Origin of the sequence: Streptomyces sp. NPDC014733, assembly GCF_043083385.1 — a bacterium.
GTDB lineage: Bacteria > Actinomycetota > Actinomycetes > Streptomycetales > Streptomycetaceae > Streptomyces.
Genome location: NZ_JBIBYO010000001.1, coordinates 623,210 through 638,777 on the forward strand (window position 1 = coordinate 623,210; position 15,568 = coordinate 638,777).

Consider the following 15,568-nt stretch of genomic DNA (forward strand, 5'->3'; position numbering starts at 1 on the left):
CAGGACACCGGGACCGAGGCGGCGGAAATCGGCCCTTCCACAGAGCGGACCACCGGCGGGGGCTCCTGCGGCGTTCCCCCGCGCCGGGCGCAGGGGCGCGACCGGGTGTGAGCCGTCACCGGTACCAGCAGGTCACACCGGCGGGCCGGCCGGGTCTTCCGCCTCTCCCTCGTCCGGCTGCACCATCCGCAGCCCCCGGGACGCGGCGACGCACAACGCGTCCCGCAGGCATTCGGCGAGGCGGACACCGGCGTAGCGCAACTCTCCGTATGGCGACATGGGGTCGGAGAGTACGGCGTGTGCCTGGTCCAACACATCACGTCCGGTCGTGAGTTGGGTCTCTTCGAGGCTGTCGGCGAGGCGGGAGAGGAAGCTGCCGGGGCCGCTGGTGCTGAGGACACAGAGCTTGCCGTCTGCGGTCCACGGCAGGACGCGGACATGGTGATCCGGGCCGGGGTCGGCGAGGTACGGGACGGCCGCGGGCCGGCCCTCGGGGGCTTCATGCATGGCTAACTCCAGGGATCTTCGGCGAGCGGGGGCGAGAGCGTTCGAACGGTGCCCAGGACGTGTGAAGCGGTGCGTGCGGAGCCGAACGGGCCTCTTCCGCACCGGATTTCGGCGGCATGGACCGTCATCGCAGGTCACCTCCGGAGCGCGGGGTGGCGCGGAACCTGGCGGACCCCTGGCGTTCCAGGGGCCCGCGCCCGGCGATCCCGGCAATTACGACAGGCATGGCCATCCCTCTCCGTAGTCGTGTCACTACTGAGGAGGGTTAGCGTGGCTTGGCGTCGGCCCCGTCTTCAACGTTCTGGAATCGGAGGGCACGTTGGTCAACATCAAGGAACTGAATCCCGAGGCAAGCCCGCAAGCGGCCTTCGGTGCGCGCGTCCGCAGCGCCCGCGAAGCGCGAGGCTGGAAGCAGGACGATCTCGCCGAGGTGGTCGGCTACTCGGGCAGGCACATCTCGGCAATCGAAACCGGCCGCAAGCCGCCGACTCTGCGGTTTTCGCGCAGTCTTGATACGGCGTTGGGGCTAGCTGGGACCCCGGAGTCGTTCGAGCGAGGGTGGGGCGAGATCCGCAACGGGAGCTTGATGGAGGGGTTTCCGGAGTACGTCACGCACGAGGCACGCGCGGCGGAGATACGACTGTTCGATGTGGGGGCGATTCCTGGACTGCTTCAGACGCCGGAGTACGCGCGGGCCTTGGAGGAAGGCAACGTGCGGCGGGGCACCCTCACTCCCGAAGAGGCCCGTGAACGGGTGGAGTTCCTGGTCGAACGGCAATCGGCTCTGGAGCGCCGGAACCCGCCCATGATGATCGTGGTACTGGACGAGAGCTGCGTCCGGCGCCTGGTGGGCGGCTCCGAGGTCTTGAAGCGCCAGCTGGCCCGCCTGGTTGAGTTCGCTGAACAGCCGAACTCCGTTCTTCAGTTGGCCCCGTACGCCATGGGCGAGCGTCGCCCGTTCAATGGACTGGTGAACCTGCTGACCCTGCCCGACCGCTCCGTCATGTCCTATGTGGAGTCCCAGATCAGCGGGCATCTGGACAGGGAAATCACCTCTGTGCTGCCGCTGGTGAGGGCCTACCATCAGCTACAGGCGGAAGCGCTTTCCCAGGCGGAATCCGTAGCCATGATCGAGCAGTTGCGAAAGGGCACCCCGTGACGACCGAATCCCTCCCCCTGACCTGGATCAAGTCCTCCTACAGCGGCAACGGTGGCTCCTGCGTCGAGTGGGCCCCGGCGCACGCGGCGGCCACCGGCGTAGTTCCCGTCCGCGACTCCAAGGACCCGCAGGGCCCCGCACTGAGCGTCCCCGCCGCCGCGTTCGCGTCCTTCGTCGCGGGCGTCAAGGCCGGGGAGTTCCGCGGCTGAGCCGGACGACTCCGCCGTATTAGTGAGCTGTTAGCGGAACGCCAAGCCCGTCTCCCAGAGTGGTGAACGTCCAGGAGCGAAACGAACGACACCGCAACGGAGCCCATGATGATCACCGCCACCGCCCACCGCTTCCGCGGCCGCGCCGGCCGCCGTATCGCCCTCGCCGTCGCCGCCGCGGCGGCGCTCGGGATGGGCGTCACCGCCTGCGGGCAGAACGACACCGGGGCGGGCAAGGTGAACGCGTCGTCGGCGACGCAGGACGACGGGAACGCGCAGTCCGGTGGGCAGGGGACGCCGAAGAGCGCGGGGGCCGGGGAGCACCACACGCCGGAGGGCGCCGAGGGCGGGACCACCGGGGGCGGCAACGGTGGCGGATCGACCGGAGGCGGTGACAACGGGTCCGCGGGTGGCGGCAACGCGGCCCCGGACCAGCAGCCCCGCACGGGCGAGAAGACGCTCGTCGGGAAGCTGTCCTACCTCGCGCCCGGCAAGGTGATCGTCAAGCCGGACGACGGCGGCATGGACCAGGCGTTCCTGGTCGCCAACGCCACGAAGATCCTCGGTGCGGCCGCGATCTGCGGGGACAGCGAGGGCAACGTCTCCATCGACAAGGAGGGCTTCGGCACCTACCGGTGCACCGTGGACCAGCTGGAGGCCGCGGCCAAGACCAACAGCGTGACCGTCCGCGTCACCATGGACACCAACTCCGGCGGCGCCGAAGTCGTCGCGGAGAAGTACCACCCGTAAATCCCGTACCAGACGTTCCACGCCGCGCGCCCGGTGGGCTTTCGCCCCGTCGGGCGCGAGGGCGTGGGCGGGGCCCGTCGGTCTCGCCCCCGTGTCCGGAGCAGGGCGCGCCGCCCCCGCCGGCCCTCGGACAGGGCGATTCGATTCGCGGCGATATGGGCAAAACGGCCTCAGTGCCAAGGTGTTGGACTTTCGGCACCATCGGGAAACGGAGGCACAGCACAGATGACGCAGACGCCCGCGCCGTGGGGCACGCAACGCATGTGGCCGTACGCCGCCACCACCACGGTTCCGCAGTACACGCCCGTGATCGACCCTGAAACGCAGATCGCCGTCATCATGGACGAGCACGGCCGCACGGTCGAGCTGGGTAACCATGGCACCAGCACGAGCGGCCTGACGCCCACCACGACCACCCCTGGTGACGGGTCCGGTCCGGGCGGTGCGACCGACGCGGACAGCACCGAGTCGTACGACCAGGACCAGAGTTCCGGCTGATGAGTGACGGCAGGCCGGTGCTGGTGCTGACCAACCCCTACGACGTGACGGCGGACGGGGTGTTGCGGCTTCTCGCCGATCGCCGGGTTCCCGTGGTCCGTCTGGACCCTGGCACCGACCTGCACGCGGGTGCCTCGCTGACCGCCACGTACCGTACGGGCGGCCAACGAGGCACCCTGCGCACGGCAAGCCGGGAACTCGATCTCACCCGAGTGCGATCGGTGTGGGTGCGACGGCCCTCTCCTTATGAAGGCCCGCCGGACCAGGACGACCAGAACCGCCGCTTCGCCGCAGAGCAGTCGTTCTGGGGCGCCGGTGGCATCCTCGCGTCGCTGCCCGGAGCACACTACGTCAATCACCCGTGGAACAACCGGGCCGCCGAGTTCAAGCCCGCGCAGCTTTCGACCGCGCGACGCTGCGGCTTTCTGCTGCCCGACACAGTGATCACCGACGACCCGAACGAAGCACGGGAGTTCGCCACGTTCCCTCACGGCGGAGTGGTCTACAAACCTCTGTGGAACACGCCCTATCGCGTGGACGACCAGCCACACAGCGTGTGGGTCCGGGAGGTGCACGGGGCCGAGATCACCGACGCCGTGTCCGTCTGCCCACACATGTTCCAAGCCAAGGTTGACAAGGCGTTCGATGTGCGAGTGACCGCCGCAGGCGACCGGCTGTTCGGGGTCCGGATCGACAGCCCCGATCTCGACTGGCGCTACCGTCAGTCCCTGATGACGTGCACACCGATCGAGGTACCCGAGCCGGTCGCTCGTGCGGTCGCCGCCTACCTTGCCGAAATGCGTTTGATCTACAGCGCGTTCGACTTCGCCGTCACCACCTCAGACGACTGGTACTTCCTGGAGTGCAACCCGAACGGCCAATGGGCGTGGCAGCCGGCGGAGACCACCGCAGCGATCGCCCACGCCATCGCCGACCAGCTGGAGAAAGGCCCCGACACGTGAGCGCATCGGCTCGACTCCGCGACACCTTGACGGACGAACTCACCGAGGAGGGCGCCCTCGCGGAACACGAGTGGCGCAGCGCCGCCAGAGCGGTCCCCCGCGAGCTGTTCACGGGGTCCTACTTCAGGCCGGTAGCGGGCACCGTCCCGACCAGCTACCGGCCCGTCCGTGAGGGCGAGCCAGGATGGCTGGAAGGGGTCTACTCCGACGAAACACTGATCACCCAACTGGACGGCCGGATCAGGCCCGACGACGTGGCCAAGGGCGTCGTGACCGGCTCCCCGTCGTCGTCGTCCACCCTGCCGTCGCTGGTGCTGCGCTTGTGGCAGCAGCTCGGAGCCGAGGCCGGGCACCGAGTGCTGGAGATCGGCACCGGAACCGGGTACTCGACCGCCCTCGGCGCGCACCGTCTCGGGGACACCAACCTCACCAGCATCGAGTACGACCCGGTGGTGGGCGGGGCTGCGGCCGCGGCGCTCAAGGCTGCCGGTTTCGCCCCCCGACTGATCATCGGTGACGGGTTGCGGGGCGACCCGGACGGTGGCCGGTACGACCGGCTGATCGCCACGTGCTCTGTCCGGTACATCCCGCTGCCGTGGCTGCACCAGGTGCGGCCGGGCGGAAGGATCCTGGTCACCCTGTCCGGGTGGAGCTACGCCAACGCCCTTGCGCTGCTGGACGTCACCGGCCCCGGGGAGGCCATGGGGCGGTTCCTTCCCGGCTACACCAGTTTCATGATCGCCCGACCCCACGACCGGCCGCCTCGCCCCACGTTGGCTCTGCTGCCCGGGGATGAACGCCCGAGTCGGATCAATCCCACGAAGCTCGATAGTTGGACCGGAGGTTGGGTCGCACAGCTCGCGGCGCCCTCGGCAGAACGCATGGGGGCGGGAGCGGAACAGATCCTCTGGGACGTGTCCACCGGGTCCCAGGCCCGGACGGCCCGCGACCCCAATGGCGGGTGGAGCGTCGTACAGCGCGGGCCCGTCCGTCTGTGGGATCGGGTCGAGGAGGCCGTGCAGCGCTGGCAGGCCGCCGGCGAACCTCATCAGGAGGCGTTCGGAATCGCGGTCTCGGCCGCCGGTCAGCGGGTGTGGCTCGGCGCCGAGGAGGGCCCCGGCTGGGACCTGCCGATCTGACGGTCGCCGGTCGGGCCAGGACGGCATACGGCCGCACGGGCGGGAAGCCGTGCGGCCATACCGGAGACGGGGCCGGGCGGGCGGGCGGTCAGAAGACCGGTGCCGCCCCGGACAGGAGCGCTGCCGCCGTGAAGAGTTCGACGCCGGTGCGGATCGCGGACTCGTCGACGTCGAAATCGCCGCGGTGCAGGTCGTAGCGGTCGTTGCTGCCGGGTACGCGGACGCCGAGGCGGGCCATGGCGCCGGGCACGTGCTCCAGGTACCAGGAGAAGTCCTCGCCGCCCAGCGACTGCTCGGTGGCCTCGACGGCCGCGGGGCCGTAGCGGGCCGTCATCGCGTCGTGCAGCAGCTGGGCCGAGGCGGCTTCGTTGACGACCGGCGGGACGCCGCGGACGTAGGTGATCTGCGACTTCGCGCCGTGCACGGTGGCGATCTCGTCGATCGCGGCATGGACGAGGTCGGGGGCGCGGCGCCAGGCCGCCAGGTCGAGGCAGCGGACCGTGCCGGAGAGTTCGGCGTGCTGCGGGATGACGTTGCAGGCGTGCCCGGCGTCCAGACGGCCCCAGGTGACGGCGAGACCGGAGCGGGCGTCGACGCGGCGGGCGACGAGGGCGGGGACATCGACGGCGACGCGGGCGGCGGCGGTGACCAGGTCGGTCGTCAGATGCGGGCGCGCGGTGTGGCCGCCGGGGCCGTCCAGGGCGACCTCCAGGCGGTCGCAGGCGGAGGTGATCGGGCCGGTGCGCAGGCCGATACGGCCGGCGTCGACGCGCGGGTCGCAGTGGACGGCGAGGATGCGTCCGACGCCCTCCAGGACGCCGGCCTCGATGGTGTCGGGGGCGCCGCCGGGCACCAGTTCCTCGGCGGGCTGGAAGAGCAGCCGGACCGGGTACGGCAGTTGCCCCTTACGGGCCAGCTCGGCGAGGACCAGTCCGGCACCGAGGACGACGGTGGTGTGGACGTCGTGGCCGCAGGCGTGGGCGCGGTTGGGGAGGGTGGAGCGGTACGCGACCGTCTTCGTGTCCGGGATGGGAAGGGCGTCGATGTCGGCGCGCAGGGCCAGCAGCGGGCGGGCGGCGGGGCCGTCCCCCTCCTCGATGTCCACGCGGGTGATGTCCGCCGGATCGGTGCCGATGTCGCAGATCAGGCCGGTGCCGAGGGACAGGACGCGGGGCCGCAGGCCGGCCGCCTCCAGACGGCTGCGGATCACCTCGGTGGTGCGGAACTCCTGATTACCCAGCTCGGGGTGCATGTGCAGGTCGCGGCGGAAGGCGGTGAGTTCGGCGTGCAACGCCTCGGGGAGGGATCCAGGGAGCAGGTCCTGCGGGTCGGTCGGGTCAGGGGCGGCGGCAGGGTACATCAGTTGGCTCACGCGGGGAAGGTTACGGCCCCCACAGGGGCAACTGTCCCTGGATCAACAAAAGTTCAGCCCGTCAGGGGAAGATTTTCGAACCTTCCGCCGCATGGATGGCTTCGGGGTGGGGTATTTCCTTTTGTTTTTGCGCCGTGCGCTCCCGCGCCCCGACCGCCGGCGCACCCCGGGGCCGTCGCCTCACTCCGTACCCGTGGGCGACTCCGATTCCGTGGCGGACCCCGGTGGCAGGCGGTCGACGCCGCGGGCGGTGCCGGTGACGTCGTCGAGGAAGCCCTGGGCGCGGGGCGAGGCGCGGCTGGTCAGCCAGGCCGGATCGACGTCACAGACCGCGACGCGGACGCCGGTGCCGACGAGGGCGAGCGGCAGGGTGTGCACCACCGTCGACGGGAAACTGACGATCAGCCGGCCGATCGGCCCGCGGCGGGCGATCAGCTCCAGCGGCAGGTCGGGGCGGACCACCTCCAGGCCGGTCTCGGTGGCGAGGCGGTGCAGCTTGTCGGTGTGCTCACGGCGGTGGGCGAAGTAGCGGGTGGCGCCGTGCGTACGGGCCAGGTGGGCGACGGCCGCCAGATAGCGGTCGACGTCGACGACGCCGGTCTCGACGAGGGAGGTGCCGACGATGTCGGCGGCGCGGGTCAGCCGCGGCGGGCCGAAGCGGCGGCGGGTCCAGGCGAAGGCGTTGGTGGCGATGCGGACGCCGGGCGGCGCCTCGACCGGCATGGAGCTGAAGACGCCGACGGTGCGGCGGCCGCCCTCCGGCGCCGGGGTCAGCCGGCGGCGCGCAGCCCGGGCGAACGGCGCGAAGACCAGATCGCGCGCCCCCCGGCCGCTGCCGTGCCGGTGCCAGCGCACCAGCCGTTCACCGCGCGCCAGTTGGGCGATGAACTCCATCGTCGCGGTGCCGTCGTCGACGACCACCAGGTCGCGGGCGCGGGCGAGGGTGAGCAGCAGGTGGACGTAGCGGGAGAAGGGGTCGCCGATGACGATGCGCTCGGCGCGGCGCAGCAGCGGGGCGAGGCCGCCGATGGTGCGCAGCGGGGCTGTCGCACCGCCGCGGGCGTCCTCCCAGCGGACGGAGTGCCCTTCCTCGCGGGCGAGTTCGGCCATCCGGCGCAGCTGACCGCGGGTCATCGGGTCGTGCGGGGAGAGGACGACGATGGTGAGCGCGGTGGCGGCGGGCGCACGTCCCGGCGCGGCGGTGGCCCGGGGCCCGCAGACGTGCCCGGGGGCGACCGGGGGTGCGGAGCGGGGCGCCGGGGCGCCGGACGCGGCCGGGGCGCCGGACGCCGCGCCCCCGGCCGCTGCTCCTGCCCCGCCTGCCCCGCCTGCCCTGCCTGCCCCGCCTGCCCCGCCTACCCCTCCTGCCCCTCCTTCTTCGTAAGCCCACTCCAGCACATTGAGCAGCTGAACCGGGCTTTCGACGAAGGCGAGGGTGGCCGGGGGCAGGGCGGTGGCGCCGGTGGCGGCGCGGTCGCGGGGGCGGGGCACCCCCGGGAGGCGGCGGGGGGTGCCCGCCGCCTCCTGGGGCGGGGCCGCCGCGCCGGGCGCGGGCAGCTCGGCGTGGGGGCCTTCGGATGCGGTCACGGGGGTGTCCGCCCTTCCTGGGCCGGTCAGACCGCGGCGGGGGCCGCGGCCTCCGCCTCGGCGACGACACCGGCGTGGCGGCGGAGCTTCTTCATCGGGCCCAGCTCGCTCTCGTAGACCTTCTTGATGCCGTCGCCGAGGGACTCCTCGATGGTGCGGATGTCGCGGACGAGGCGGGTCAGGCCCTGCGGCTCGACGGAGGCGGCCTGGTCGGAGCCCCACATGGCGCGGTCGAGGGTGATGTGGCGCTCGACGAAGGTGGCGCCGAGGGCGACCGCGGCGAGGGTGGTCTGGAGGCCGGTCTCGTGGCCGGAGTAGCCGATCGGGACGTTCGGGAACTCGTCCTGGAGGGTGTTGATCATCCGGAGGTTCAGCTCCTCCGCCTTCGCCGGGTACGTGGAGGTGGCGTGGCAGAGCAGGATGTTGTCGCTGCCCAGGACCTCGACGGCGTGGCGGATCTGCTTCGGGGTGGACATGCCCGTCGACAGGATGACGGTGCGGCCGGTGGCGCGCATGGCGCGCAGCAGCTCGTCGTCGGTGAGGGAGGCGGAGGCGACCTTGTAGCAGGGGACGTCGAACTTCTCCAGGAAGGCGACGGACTCCACGTCCCAGGGGGAGGCGAACCACGCGATGTTCCGCTTCTTGCAGTACTCGTCGATCGCGCGGTAGCCCTCCTCGTCGAACTCGACGCGGTGGCGGTAGTCGATGTACGTCATCCGGCCCCAGGGGGTGTCACGCTCGATGTCCCACTGGTCGCGCGGGGTGCAGATCTCCGGGGTCCGCTTCTGGAACTTCACGGCGTCGCAGCCGGCGTCGGCGGCGGCGTCGATCAGCGCGAACGCGTTCTCCAGGTCGCCGTTGTGGTTGATGCCGATCTCGCCGGTGACGTAGACGGGACGGCCGGGACCGGCCTCGCGGTTGCCGAGGTTGCGGATGCGGGAGTTGCTGCTCATGGGGAGGTCCTTCGTGTGTGGGTGGGTACCGGGCGCGGTGCCCGGGTGTGCGGTGTGGTGCGGGGTGTTCAGAGGGACGGGCCCAGGAGCCAGGAGGCGATCTCGCGGACGGCGCCGCTGCCTCCGGGTGTGGCGGTGACGGCGCGGGCCGCGCCGCGCACCACGTCGTGCGCCCCGGCGACGGCGACGGGCCAGCCGACGACGTCGAAACAGGGCAGGTCGTTGACGTCGTTGCCGACGTAGAGCACCCGCTCGGGCGCGACGCCGGACTCCTCGCACCACTGCTTGAGGGCGAGGTCCTTGCGGTCGATGCCGTGCAGGACGGGGATGCGGAGCTTGCGGGCGCGCGCGGCGACCACCGGGTTCTGCTCCGAGGAGAGGATCAGCAGTTTCAGGCCCGCCTTGCGGAGCGCGGCGATGCCGAGGCCGTCGCCGCGGTGGACGGAGACGAACTCCCGCCCGTCCGCGTCGATCAGCACCCGGTCGTCGGTCTGGGTGCCGTCGAAGTCCATGACGACCGCGTCGATGTCGTCCGCGCCGGGCAGCGCGGCGGGCAGCTCCGCGTCGAGGAGCGGTGCGAGGGCGCGGGCGCGGGCCAGGTCGTGCGGGTCGTCGATCTCCAGGACGCGCGCCGGATCGGTGCGGACCGGCTCGGTGCGGCCGAAGAAGCGGTGGCCGACGGCGCGGAAACCGGTGGCGTCCATCGCATAGGCGGCGCCGGTCTCCAGCAGGTCCTGGGGGCGGTCCTGGCGGCGGGGGCGGAAGGACTTGTCGTGGTTGACGCCGTAGCCGCCGGACGGGGCGACGGCGGTCGCGGTGGCGCGGCGGGCGGCCGGCGCGGCGTCCACCACCGTCTCCAGGGCGCCGTCCTCCAGCGCTCCGGCGGCCTGAGCCATCGTGTCGGCGTCGCGCCAGACGAAGCCGTGGAAGGGGGCGACCGTCAGCGCGGTGTCGGCGCCGCCCTCGACGACGGCGGCGGCGACCCCGTCGACGTCCTCGGGGGTGAGGAACGGGCTGGTGCACTGGACCAGCAGCACCGCGTCGACGGAGACCGCGTGTTCGGCCTCGTACGCGTCCATGGCGTGCCGCACGGCGGCTTCGCTGGTGGCGGTGTCGCCGGCGAGGTCGCCGGGGCGGCGGACGACGACGGCGCCGGCGCCACGGGCGACCGCCGCGATGGCGTCGTCGTCGGTGGAGACCACGACATCGGTGATCAGCCGGGAGCCGCGGCAGGCACGGACCGCGCGGGCGACCAGCGGGACGCCGCCGACGGCTGCGAGGTTCTTGGCGGGAACGCCCTTGGAGCCGCCGCGCGCGGGGATGACGGCCACCACGACGGGCGGGGTGACGGGCGGGCGGTGCGGCATGGCGGGCTCCTTCCGGGGGCCGCGCGGGCTCCCCTGGCGGGCGGACGGAACGGTCACAGCTGCCCCCAGCGGCGGATGGCGGGGGCGACGCGCTGGACGCCGTGGCGGTAGGCGCCGCGGGCGGCCTCGCGGACCGCGTCGCGGGCGACCCGGCGCAGCCCGCCGGGCGCCTCGCCGCCCTCGGGCACGCCGCCGGCGACCGGCGCGCCGCGGGTGTCCAGGCCGTACCGGGCGAGGATGCCGGGGAGGTAGCCGGGGGCGGTGCGTGCCGTGTAGTACGGGGTGAGCGGCGGCAGCGGACCTGCGGCGTGCAGGGCGGCGACCTTCGCGCGGACCGCGTCGAAGGCGTGCGGATAGCTGCCGTCGGCGCAGACGCCCTGGCGGGCGAGCCAGCCGGGGTCGGGCTCGGGCCGGTGGTCGGCGTCGAGGTCGTCCCAGGAGGCGAGGCAGCCGGAGCCGAGGAAGTGGTGGTTGCCGAGGACCTCGCGGATGCCGAGGTCGGTGAGGACGGCGGTGGGCACCCCGCGGTGCAGCGACTCCAGCGCGGCGGTCGAGGAGACCGTGACCATCAGGTCGGTGCGGTCCAGGACCTCGCCCATGTTGCCGTAGACCAGGCGGCAGTTGGCGGGCAGGCCACCGGGGGCCTTCGCCGCCAGCTTCTGGTACGGCAGCTCCTCGATGTGTGTGGTGTGCTCGCCCGGCTTGCTGCGGAGCTTGATCAGCACCTCGCGGTCGGGGTGGCTGCGGGCGTGCTCGACGGCGCGGCGCAGCAGGTACGCGCGGTCGGCGCGGTTGTCGGGCACGGACGGCTGGGCGGCGAACACCACGGTGTACGGGGTGTGTTCACCGGTGTACCGGTCGCCGCCGAGGAACGGCAGGGCGCATTCGGTGACGGCCGAGTCGTCGGCGCCGACGCCGCGGTAGACCTCGCGGAACCGGTCCGCGTCGTGCCGGGAGTTGGCGAGGACGACGTCCGCGCCGTGGCGCAGCAGCAGCCCGTCGGCGAGCTTCTCGTAGACCACGCCGACGTAGCCGGTGACGACGGCGGGGCGGCGGTCGGTGCCCTCCCAGGCGCGGGCCAGTCCGTGCAGCATCGCCTGGACACCGCCGCCGACCAGCGACAGGACGACGGTGTCGTAGGGCTCGGCGGATCCGGCGTCGCCGCGCATCAGGTCGAGGAAGTCGATCCCGCGGATCTCGCGCAGCGTCTCCGCGCGGACGCCGACCTCCTGGAGCTGGCGGACCGTGGGGGTGGCGCGACCGCGCAGGAGGTAGCCGTCGAGCCGGGCCTCCGGGTGGATTCGGTACGCTGTCAAAGCGCCCCATTTCCACCGGGTGTCCGAATCGGCGAGTACTGCGACCCGCGGCGTAGAAGAGGTACGTGAGGGCACGTCGATGACGCTAGGAATCGATTCGGTTCGGCGGGCCAACCACCGCGCAACAAAGGGTTAACAGCGGGTCGCCGAATGACGAACCGGCCCTCGGTTCGGGCGGGTTAACCGTCCCGACATTCTTCGTTCACCGTGCCGCCCGCCCGCGGTAAAGACGAATGGCGGCGCCGCCCCTAACGTCACCCGGGTGGTTAAGCTCTCCGTCATCGTGCCGTTCTACAACGTGCAGACATACGCGCCCGACACCCTCAAGAGCCTGGCGGCGAACGCCCGGGAGGACTTCGAATTCCTGCTCGTCGACGACTGCTCGCGCGATGAGACGCCGCAGATCCTGGAGCGTGCCGAACGCGAGCTGCCGGGCGCCCGGCTGCTGCGGCACGAGAAGAACGGCGGACTCGCCACCGCCCGCAACACCGGGCTCGACGCGGCGCGCGGCGAGTACCTCACCTTCCTGGACGGCGACGACTGGCTGGCCCCGGGCCATCTGAGCGATCTGCTGGGCGCCATCGAGGAGTTGGGGTGCGACTTCGTCCGCACCGACCACGTCCAGTGCACCGCGCGCGCCCGCACCATCAGCCGGGTGCCGCACGGGCGGCGCGGGGTGGTGATGAACCCGCGCGACGTGATCCTGCCCGCGGACCGCTCCACCTCCGTCGACTACGCGTACGCCTGGGCGGGCATCTACCACCGGCGGCTCCTGGACAACGGTGTGCTGCGGTTCCGCGACGGGCTGCGGACCGCGGAGGACCGGCCGTGGATCTGGCGGCTGCACCGCGAGGCGGAATCGATGGCGGTGGTCGGACTGCTCGGTGTGTTCTACCGGCGGGGCGTCGCCTCGTCGCTCACGCAGATCGGCGATGTGCGGCAATTGGATTTCCTGCGCGCATTCGATCAGGTAATCGAGGAAACGGCACAGGACCGCGATGCGGACAAACTGCTGCCGAAAGCGGTCCGGACATATTGCGCGATCATTTCCCACCATCTCGGTTCCATCGAACGTTTTGAGCCGCAGGTGGCGCGCGCACTGCGGGAATTGAGCGCGGCGGCGCTGAAGCGTATGCCGCAGGACGTACTGAAGGAAGCGTTGGATTCCATGGATGTGCAGCGGGCGTCCCGGCTGCGGCGGCTGCGCCGCCGGCCCGTCACCTCGGGGGTCGCCGCCTGATGGGTACCCGGCCGCTGACCCGCATCTTCCTGGCGTCGACCCTGTACGGCGCGGCGACCCTCGCCGCCGCCCTGGACAGCGGCGCCTTCTCCCCCGTCGACCGCAATCTGCTGCTGATCTGCAACAACGCGGCGACGCCGGAGACCACCCCGGCGCTGGACGCGGCGCCCGGCTTCGCGAGGCTGCGCGCCCGCTTCGACTCCGTACTGTCCTGGAACGCGACCATCCACCCCTTCCACCCGGGCGGCTGGTCCCCGCGCCCGGACGACGTCCCGCTGTGGGAGCGGTATCTGCGCAAGGAGTGGGAGCTGGGCGACGACCGCATCGCGCTGGTCGTGGAGTCCATCCAGGTCAACCCGGCGCTGGCGGTGGCGCAGCTCTTCCCGGACGCGCCGGTCGACGTCTACGCGGACGGGCTGATGAGCTACGGTCCGACCCGCAACAAGCTCGACCCGCTGGTCGGCACCCGCATCGACCGGCTCCTCCACCTGGACCTGGTGCCGGGCCTCGTCCCGCTGCTGCTCACCGAGTTCGGGGTGGCGGCGGAGAAGGTGCCGACGGCGGCGTTCACCAAGGTGCTCGGCGAGCTCGACGACGCCGCCGGCGCGTTGGCGCTGCCCGAGGGCGGGGCGCTGCTGCTGGGGCAGTACCTCTCCGCGCTCGCCATCCTCACGCCGCAGGAGGAGGAGGACCTGCACGTACGGATGGTGCGCGGCGCGGTCGCACGCGGCCACCGCACGCTGGTCTTCAAGCCGCATCCGTCGGCCCCGGCGCGCTGGTCGCGGCTGCTGGAGCGGGAGGCGGAACGGCTCGACGTCACGCTGACGGTGCTGGACACCCCGGTGCTCGCCGAGGTCGTCTACGCCCGGATGCGGCCGGATCTCGTCGTCGGCTGCTTCTCCACGGCGCTGCTGACGGCGTCCGCGTTCTACGGGCTGCCGGTCGCCCGCACCGGCACCGGGCTGCTGCTGGAGCGGCTCACGCCGTACCAGAACAGCAACCGCGTCCCGGTGACGATCGTGGACGCGACGGTGCCGGACCTCGACGACCCGGCGGCCACCGCGGTCACGCCGGTTCCGCCAGGGCTGATCGAAGCGGTCGGCTATGCGATGCAGCACCAGATCTACCCGCGCCTGCGCCCGGCCGCCGAGCAGTATCTGACGGCGCATCTGACACCGCGTACCCGGCGCTACTTCAAGCGGCGGCGGCTGACCGCGCTGGCGCTGCCCGGCGCGGTCCCGTCGCAGCTGGCGTTCCTGCCGCGCAACCCCGCCGTCCTGCGGGTGGCGCGCCGGGCGCGGGCGGTGCAGCGGCGGCTGAAGAAGCGGGTCGCCTCGGCATGACCGGTCAGCTGACGGCCTTGGCGCCCGCCGCCGGGCAGAGCGACGCCGCACCGTCCGGCGCCCCCGAACGGGCGCGCCGCGCGCCGTCCCGGCTGCGGGCGCTGGACGGGTTGCGGCTGCTGGCCGCGCTGATGGTCGCCGCGTACCACTACGGCGGGCGCGACGGGGAGATCGGCACGGCGTGGGGCTCCTCGCCCGCCACGCAGTTCCCGACCGCCTCGGGCCTCTTCGCGTACGGCTGTCTGGGCGTGCAGATCTTCTTCGTGATCAGCGGTTTCGTGATCTGCCTCAGCGGCTGGGGCCGCACCCTGCGGGCGTTCATCGCGTCCCGGATCTCACGGCTGTATCCGGCGTACTGGGTCGCGGTCCTGCTGGTCACGGCCGTCTTCGCGCTGCCGGGCGTGGTCTACAAGGCCGTGCAGCCCAGTGAGGTGCTGACCAATCTGACGATGCTCCAGATGCCGTTGGGCGCCCATCGGGTGCTGGGGGTGTGCTGGACGCTCTGGGCGGAGATGCGGTTCTACGCGCTCTTCGCGCTCTGCGTGGTGCTGCCCGGGGCGACCCGGCGCCGGGTGGTGCTGTTCTGCGCGGGCTGGACACTGGCCGCGGCGCTGGCGCAGGCGGCCCACGAACCGCTGCTGGACACCGTCCTGATGCCGGAGTACGCCCCGTTCTTCATCGGCGGCATCGGTCTTCACCTGCTGCACCGCTACGGCGCCCGCGATCCGATCGCCTGGTCGATCGTGCTGGTCAGCTGGCTCATCGGACAGCATTTCGCGGTGGCCGGGCTCTGGCATCCGGCGTCCGCGGGCGGCTTCTCCTACCGCTCGCAGTTCGGCATCGTCGCCGTCGTCACGGTCGGTTTCGTCCTCGTCGGCGCCATCGCGCTGGGCCACTTCCGGTGGGCGAACTGGCGCTGGCTGACCGTCGCCGGCGCGCTGACCTACCCCTTCTACCTCGTCCACGAGCATCTGGGCTGGGTCGTCGTCCACGTCCTGCACCGCGGCGCCGGACTGCCGTCGTCCGCGACGCTGGCGCTGACCGTCACCGCGATGCTGCTGCTGGCGTGGCTGCTCCACCGCCTGGTGGAGCGCCCGCTGACACCACTGCTGAAGCGGGCGATCGACCCGAGGCGGTGACGGCGCACGGGGGCGCGGGCCGGCCGG

15 protein-coding genes are annotated in these 15,568 nt (G+C 72.1%); 9 read left to right on the plus strand and 6 right to left on the minus strand.

Going from position 1 to position 15,568, the window contains the following annotated elements; genetic code table 11:
• Positions 1-132: 132 nt before the first annotated feature.
• Positions 133-507, minus strand: coding sequence for a hypothetical protein (locus tag ACF1BH_RS02760; RefSeq protein WP_391640575.1), 375 nt, complete (start codon positions 505-507; stop codon positions 133-135).
• A gap of 319 nt (positions 508-826) precedes the next feature.
• Here ACF1BH_RS02760 and ACF1BH_RS02765 point away from each other — a divergent pair, with 319 nt between their 5' ends.
• The 6 genes from ACF1BH_RS02765 to tgmC all read left to right on the plus strand — a co-directional run bounded on the left by ACF1BH_RS02765 (position 827) and on the right by tgmC (position 5,224).
• Entirely contained in the window at positions 827-1,666 is an 840-nt protein-coding gene (locus ACF1BH_RS02765; RefSeq protein ID WP_391640576.1) for a Scr1 family TA system antitoxin-like transcriptional regulator, read from the plus strand.
• Complete coding sequence (locus ACF1BH_RS02770) at positions 1,663-1,875, plus strand: DUF397 domain-containing protein (protein ID WP_391640577.1); 213 nt, start codon at positions 1,663-1,665, stop codon at positions 1,873-1,875. The genes ACF1BH_RS02765 and ACF1BH_RS02770 overlap by 4 nt, the downstream gene beginning before the upstream one ends.
• Before the next feature lie 105 nt (positions 1,876-1,980).
• On the plus strand, positions 1,981-2,625 hold the full coding sequence (locus ACF1BH_RS02775) for a hypothetical protein (RefSeq protein WP_391640578.1): 645 nt from the start codon (positions 1,981-1,983) through the stop codon (positions 2,623-2,625).
• Between the two features lie 225 nt (positions 2,626-2,850).
• On the plus strand, positions 2,851-3,123 hold the full coding sequence (tgmA, locus tag ACF1BH_RS02780) for a putative ATP-grasp-modified RiPP (RefSeq protein ID WP_391640579.1): 273 nt from the start codon (positions 2,851-2,853) through the stop codon (positions 3,121-3,123).
• Positions 3,123-4,085, plus strand: coding sequence for an ATP-grasp ribosomal peptide maturase (tgmB, locus tag ACF1BH_RS02785; RefSeq protein ID WP_391640580.1), 963 nt, complete (start codon positions 3,123-3,125; stop codon positions 4,083-4,085). Before tgmA ends, tgmB begins: the two co-directional genes overlap by 1 nt.
• On the plus strand, positions 4,082-5,224 hold the full coding sequence (gene tgmC / locus ACF1BH_RS02790; protein WP_391640581.1) for an ATP-grasp peptide maturase system methyltransferase: 1,143 nt from the start codon (positions 4,082-4,084) through the stop codon (positions 5,222-5,224). The genes tgmB and tgmC overlap by 4 nt, the downstream gene beginning before the upstream one ends.
• An 88-nt stretch (positions 5,225-5,312) precedes the next feature.
• Here the strand turns inward: tgmC and ACF1BH_RS02795 are convergent, their stop codons facing one another.
• From ACF1BH_RS02795 to ACF1BH_RS02815, 5 genes are all read right to left on the minus strand, one after another.
• A complete protein-coding gene (locus tag ACF1BH_RS02795) occupies positions 5,313-6,584 on the minus strand; it encodes an amidohydrolase (RefSeq protein WP_391640994.1) in 1,272 nt (423 codons plus the stop codon).
• Between the two features lie 192 nt (positions 6,585-6,776).
• Positions 6,777-8,087: a hypothetical protein gene (locus ACF1BH_RS02800; RefSeq protein WP_391640995.1), complete on the minus strand. Its 1,311-nt coding sequence runs from the start codon at positions 8,085-8,087 to the stop codon at positions 6,777-6,779.
• 122 nt (positions 8,088-8,209) lie between these two features.
• Complete coding sequence (locus tag ACF1BH_RS02805) at positions 8,210-9,136, minus strand: N-acetylneuraminate synthase family protein (protein ID WP_391640582.1); 927 nt, start codon at positions 9,134-9,136, stop codon at positions 8,210-8,212.
• Between the two features lie 68 nt (positions 9,137-9,204).
• Positions 9,205-10,503 carry a cytidylyltransferase domain-containing protein gene (locus tag ACF1BH_RS02810; RefSeq protein ID WP_391640583.1) on the minus strand — a complete coding sequence of 433 codons (1,299 nt, stop codon included), beginning with the start codon at positions 10,501-10,503 and terminating at the stop codon, positions 9,205-9,207.
• 53 nt (positions 10,504-10,556) lie between these two features.
• Complete coding sequence (locus ACF1BH_RS02815; RefSeq protein ID WP_391640584.1) at positions 10,557-11,894, minus strand: DUF6716 putative glycosyltransferase; 1,338 nt, start codon at positions 11,892-11,894, stop codon at positions 10,557-10,559.
• 187 nt (positions 11,895-12,081) lie between these two features.
• Here ACF1BH_RS02815 and ACF1BH_RS02820 point away from each other — a divergent pair, with 187 nt between their 5' ends.
• The 3 genes from ACF1BH_RS02820 to ACF1BH_RS02830 are packed head-to-tail and all read left to right on the plus strand — an operon-like array spanning position 12,082 to position 15,541.
• Positions 12,082-13,059 (plus strand): glycosyltransferase family 2 protein, encoded by a 978-nt coding sequence (locus ACF1BH_RS02820; protein WP_391640585.1) that lies wholly within the window; start codon positions 12,082-12,084, stop codon positions 13,057-13,059.
• Positions 13,059-14,402 (plus strand): polysialyltransferase family glycosyltransferase, encoded by a 1,344-nt coding sequence (locus ACF1BH_RS02825; protein ID WP_391640586.1) that lies wholly within the window; start codon positions 13,059-13,061, stop codon positions 14,400-14,402. Before ACF1BH_RS02820 ends, ACF1BH_RS02825 begins: the two co-directional genes overlap by 1 nt.
• Positions 14,399-15,541, plus strand: coding sequence for an acyltransferase family protein (locus ACF1BH_RS02830; protein WP_391640587.1), 1,143 nt, complete (start codon positions 14,399-14,401; stop codon positions 15,539-15,541). The genes ACF1BH_RS02825 and ACF1BH_RS02830 overlap by 4 nt, the downstream gene beginning before the upstream one ends.
• The last annotated feature ends 27 nt before the right edge of the window (positions 15,542-15,568 follow it).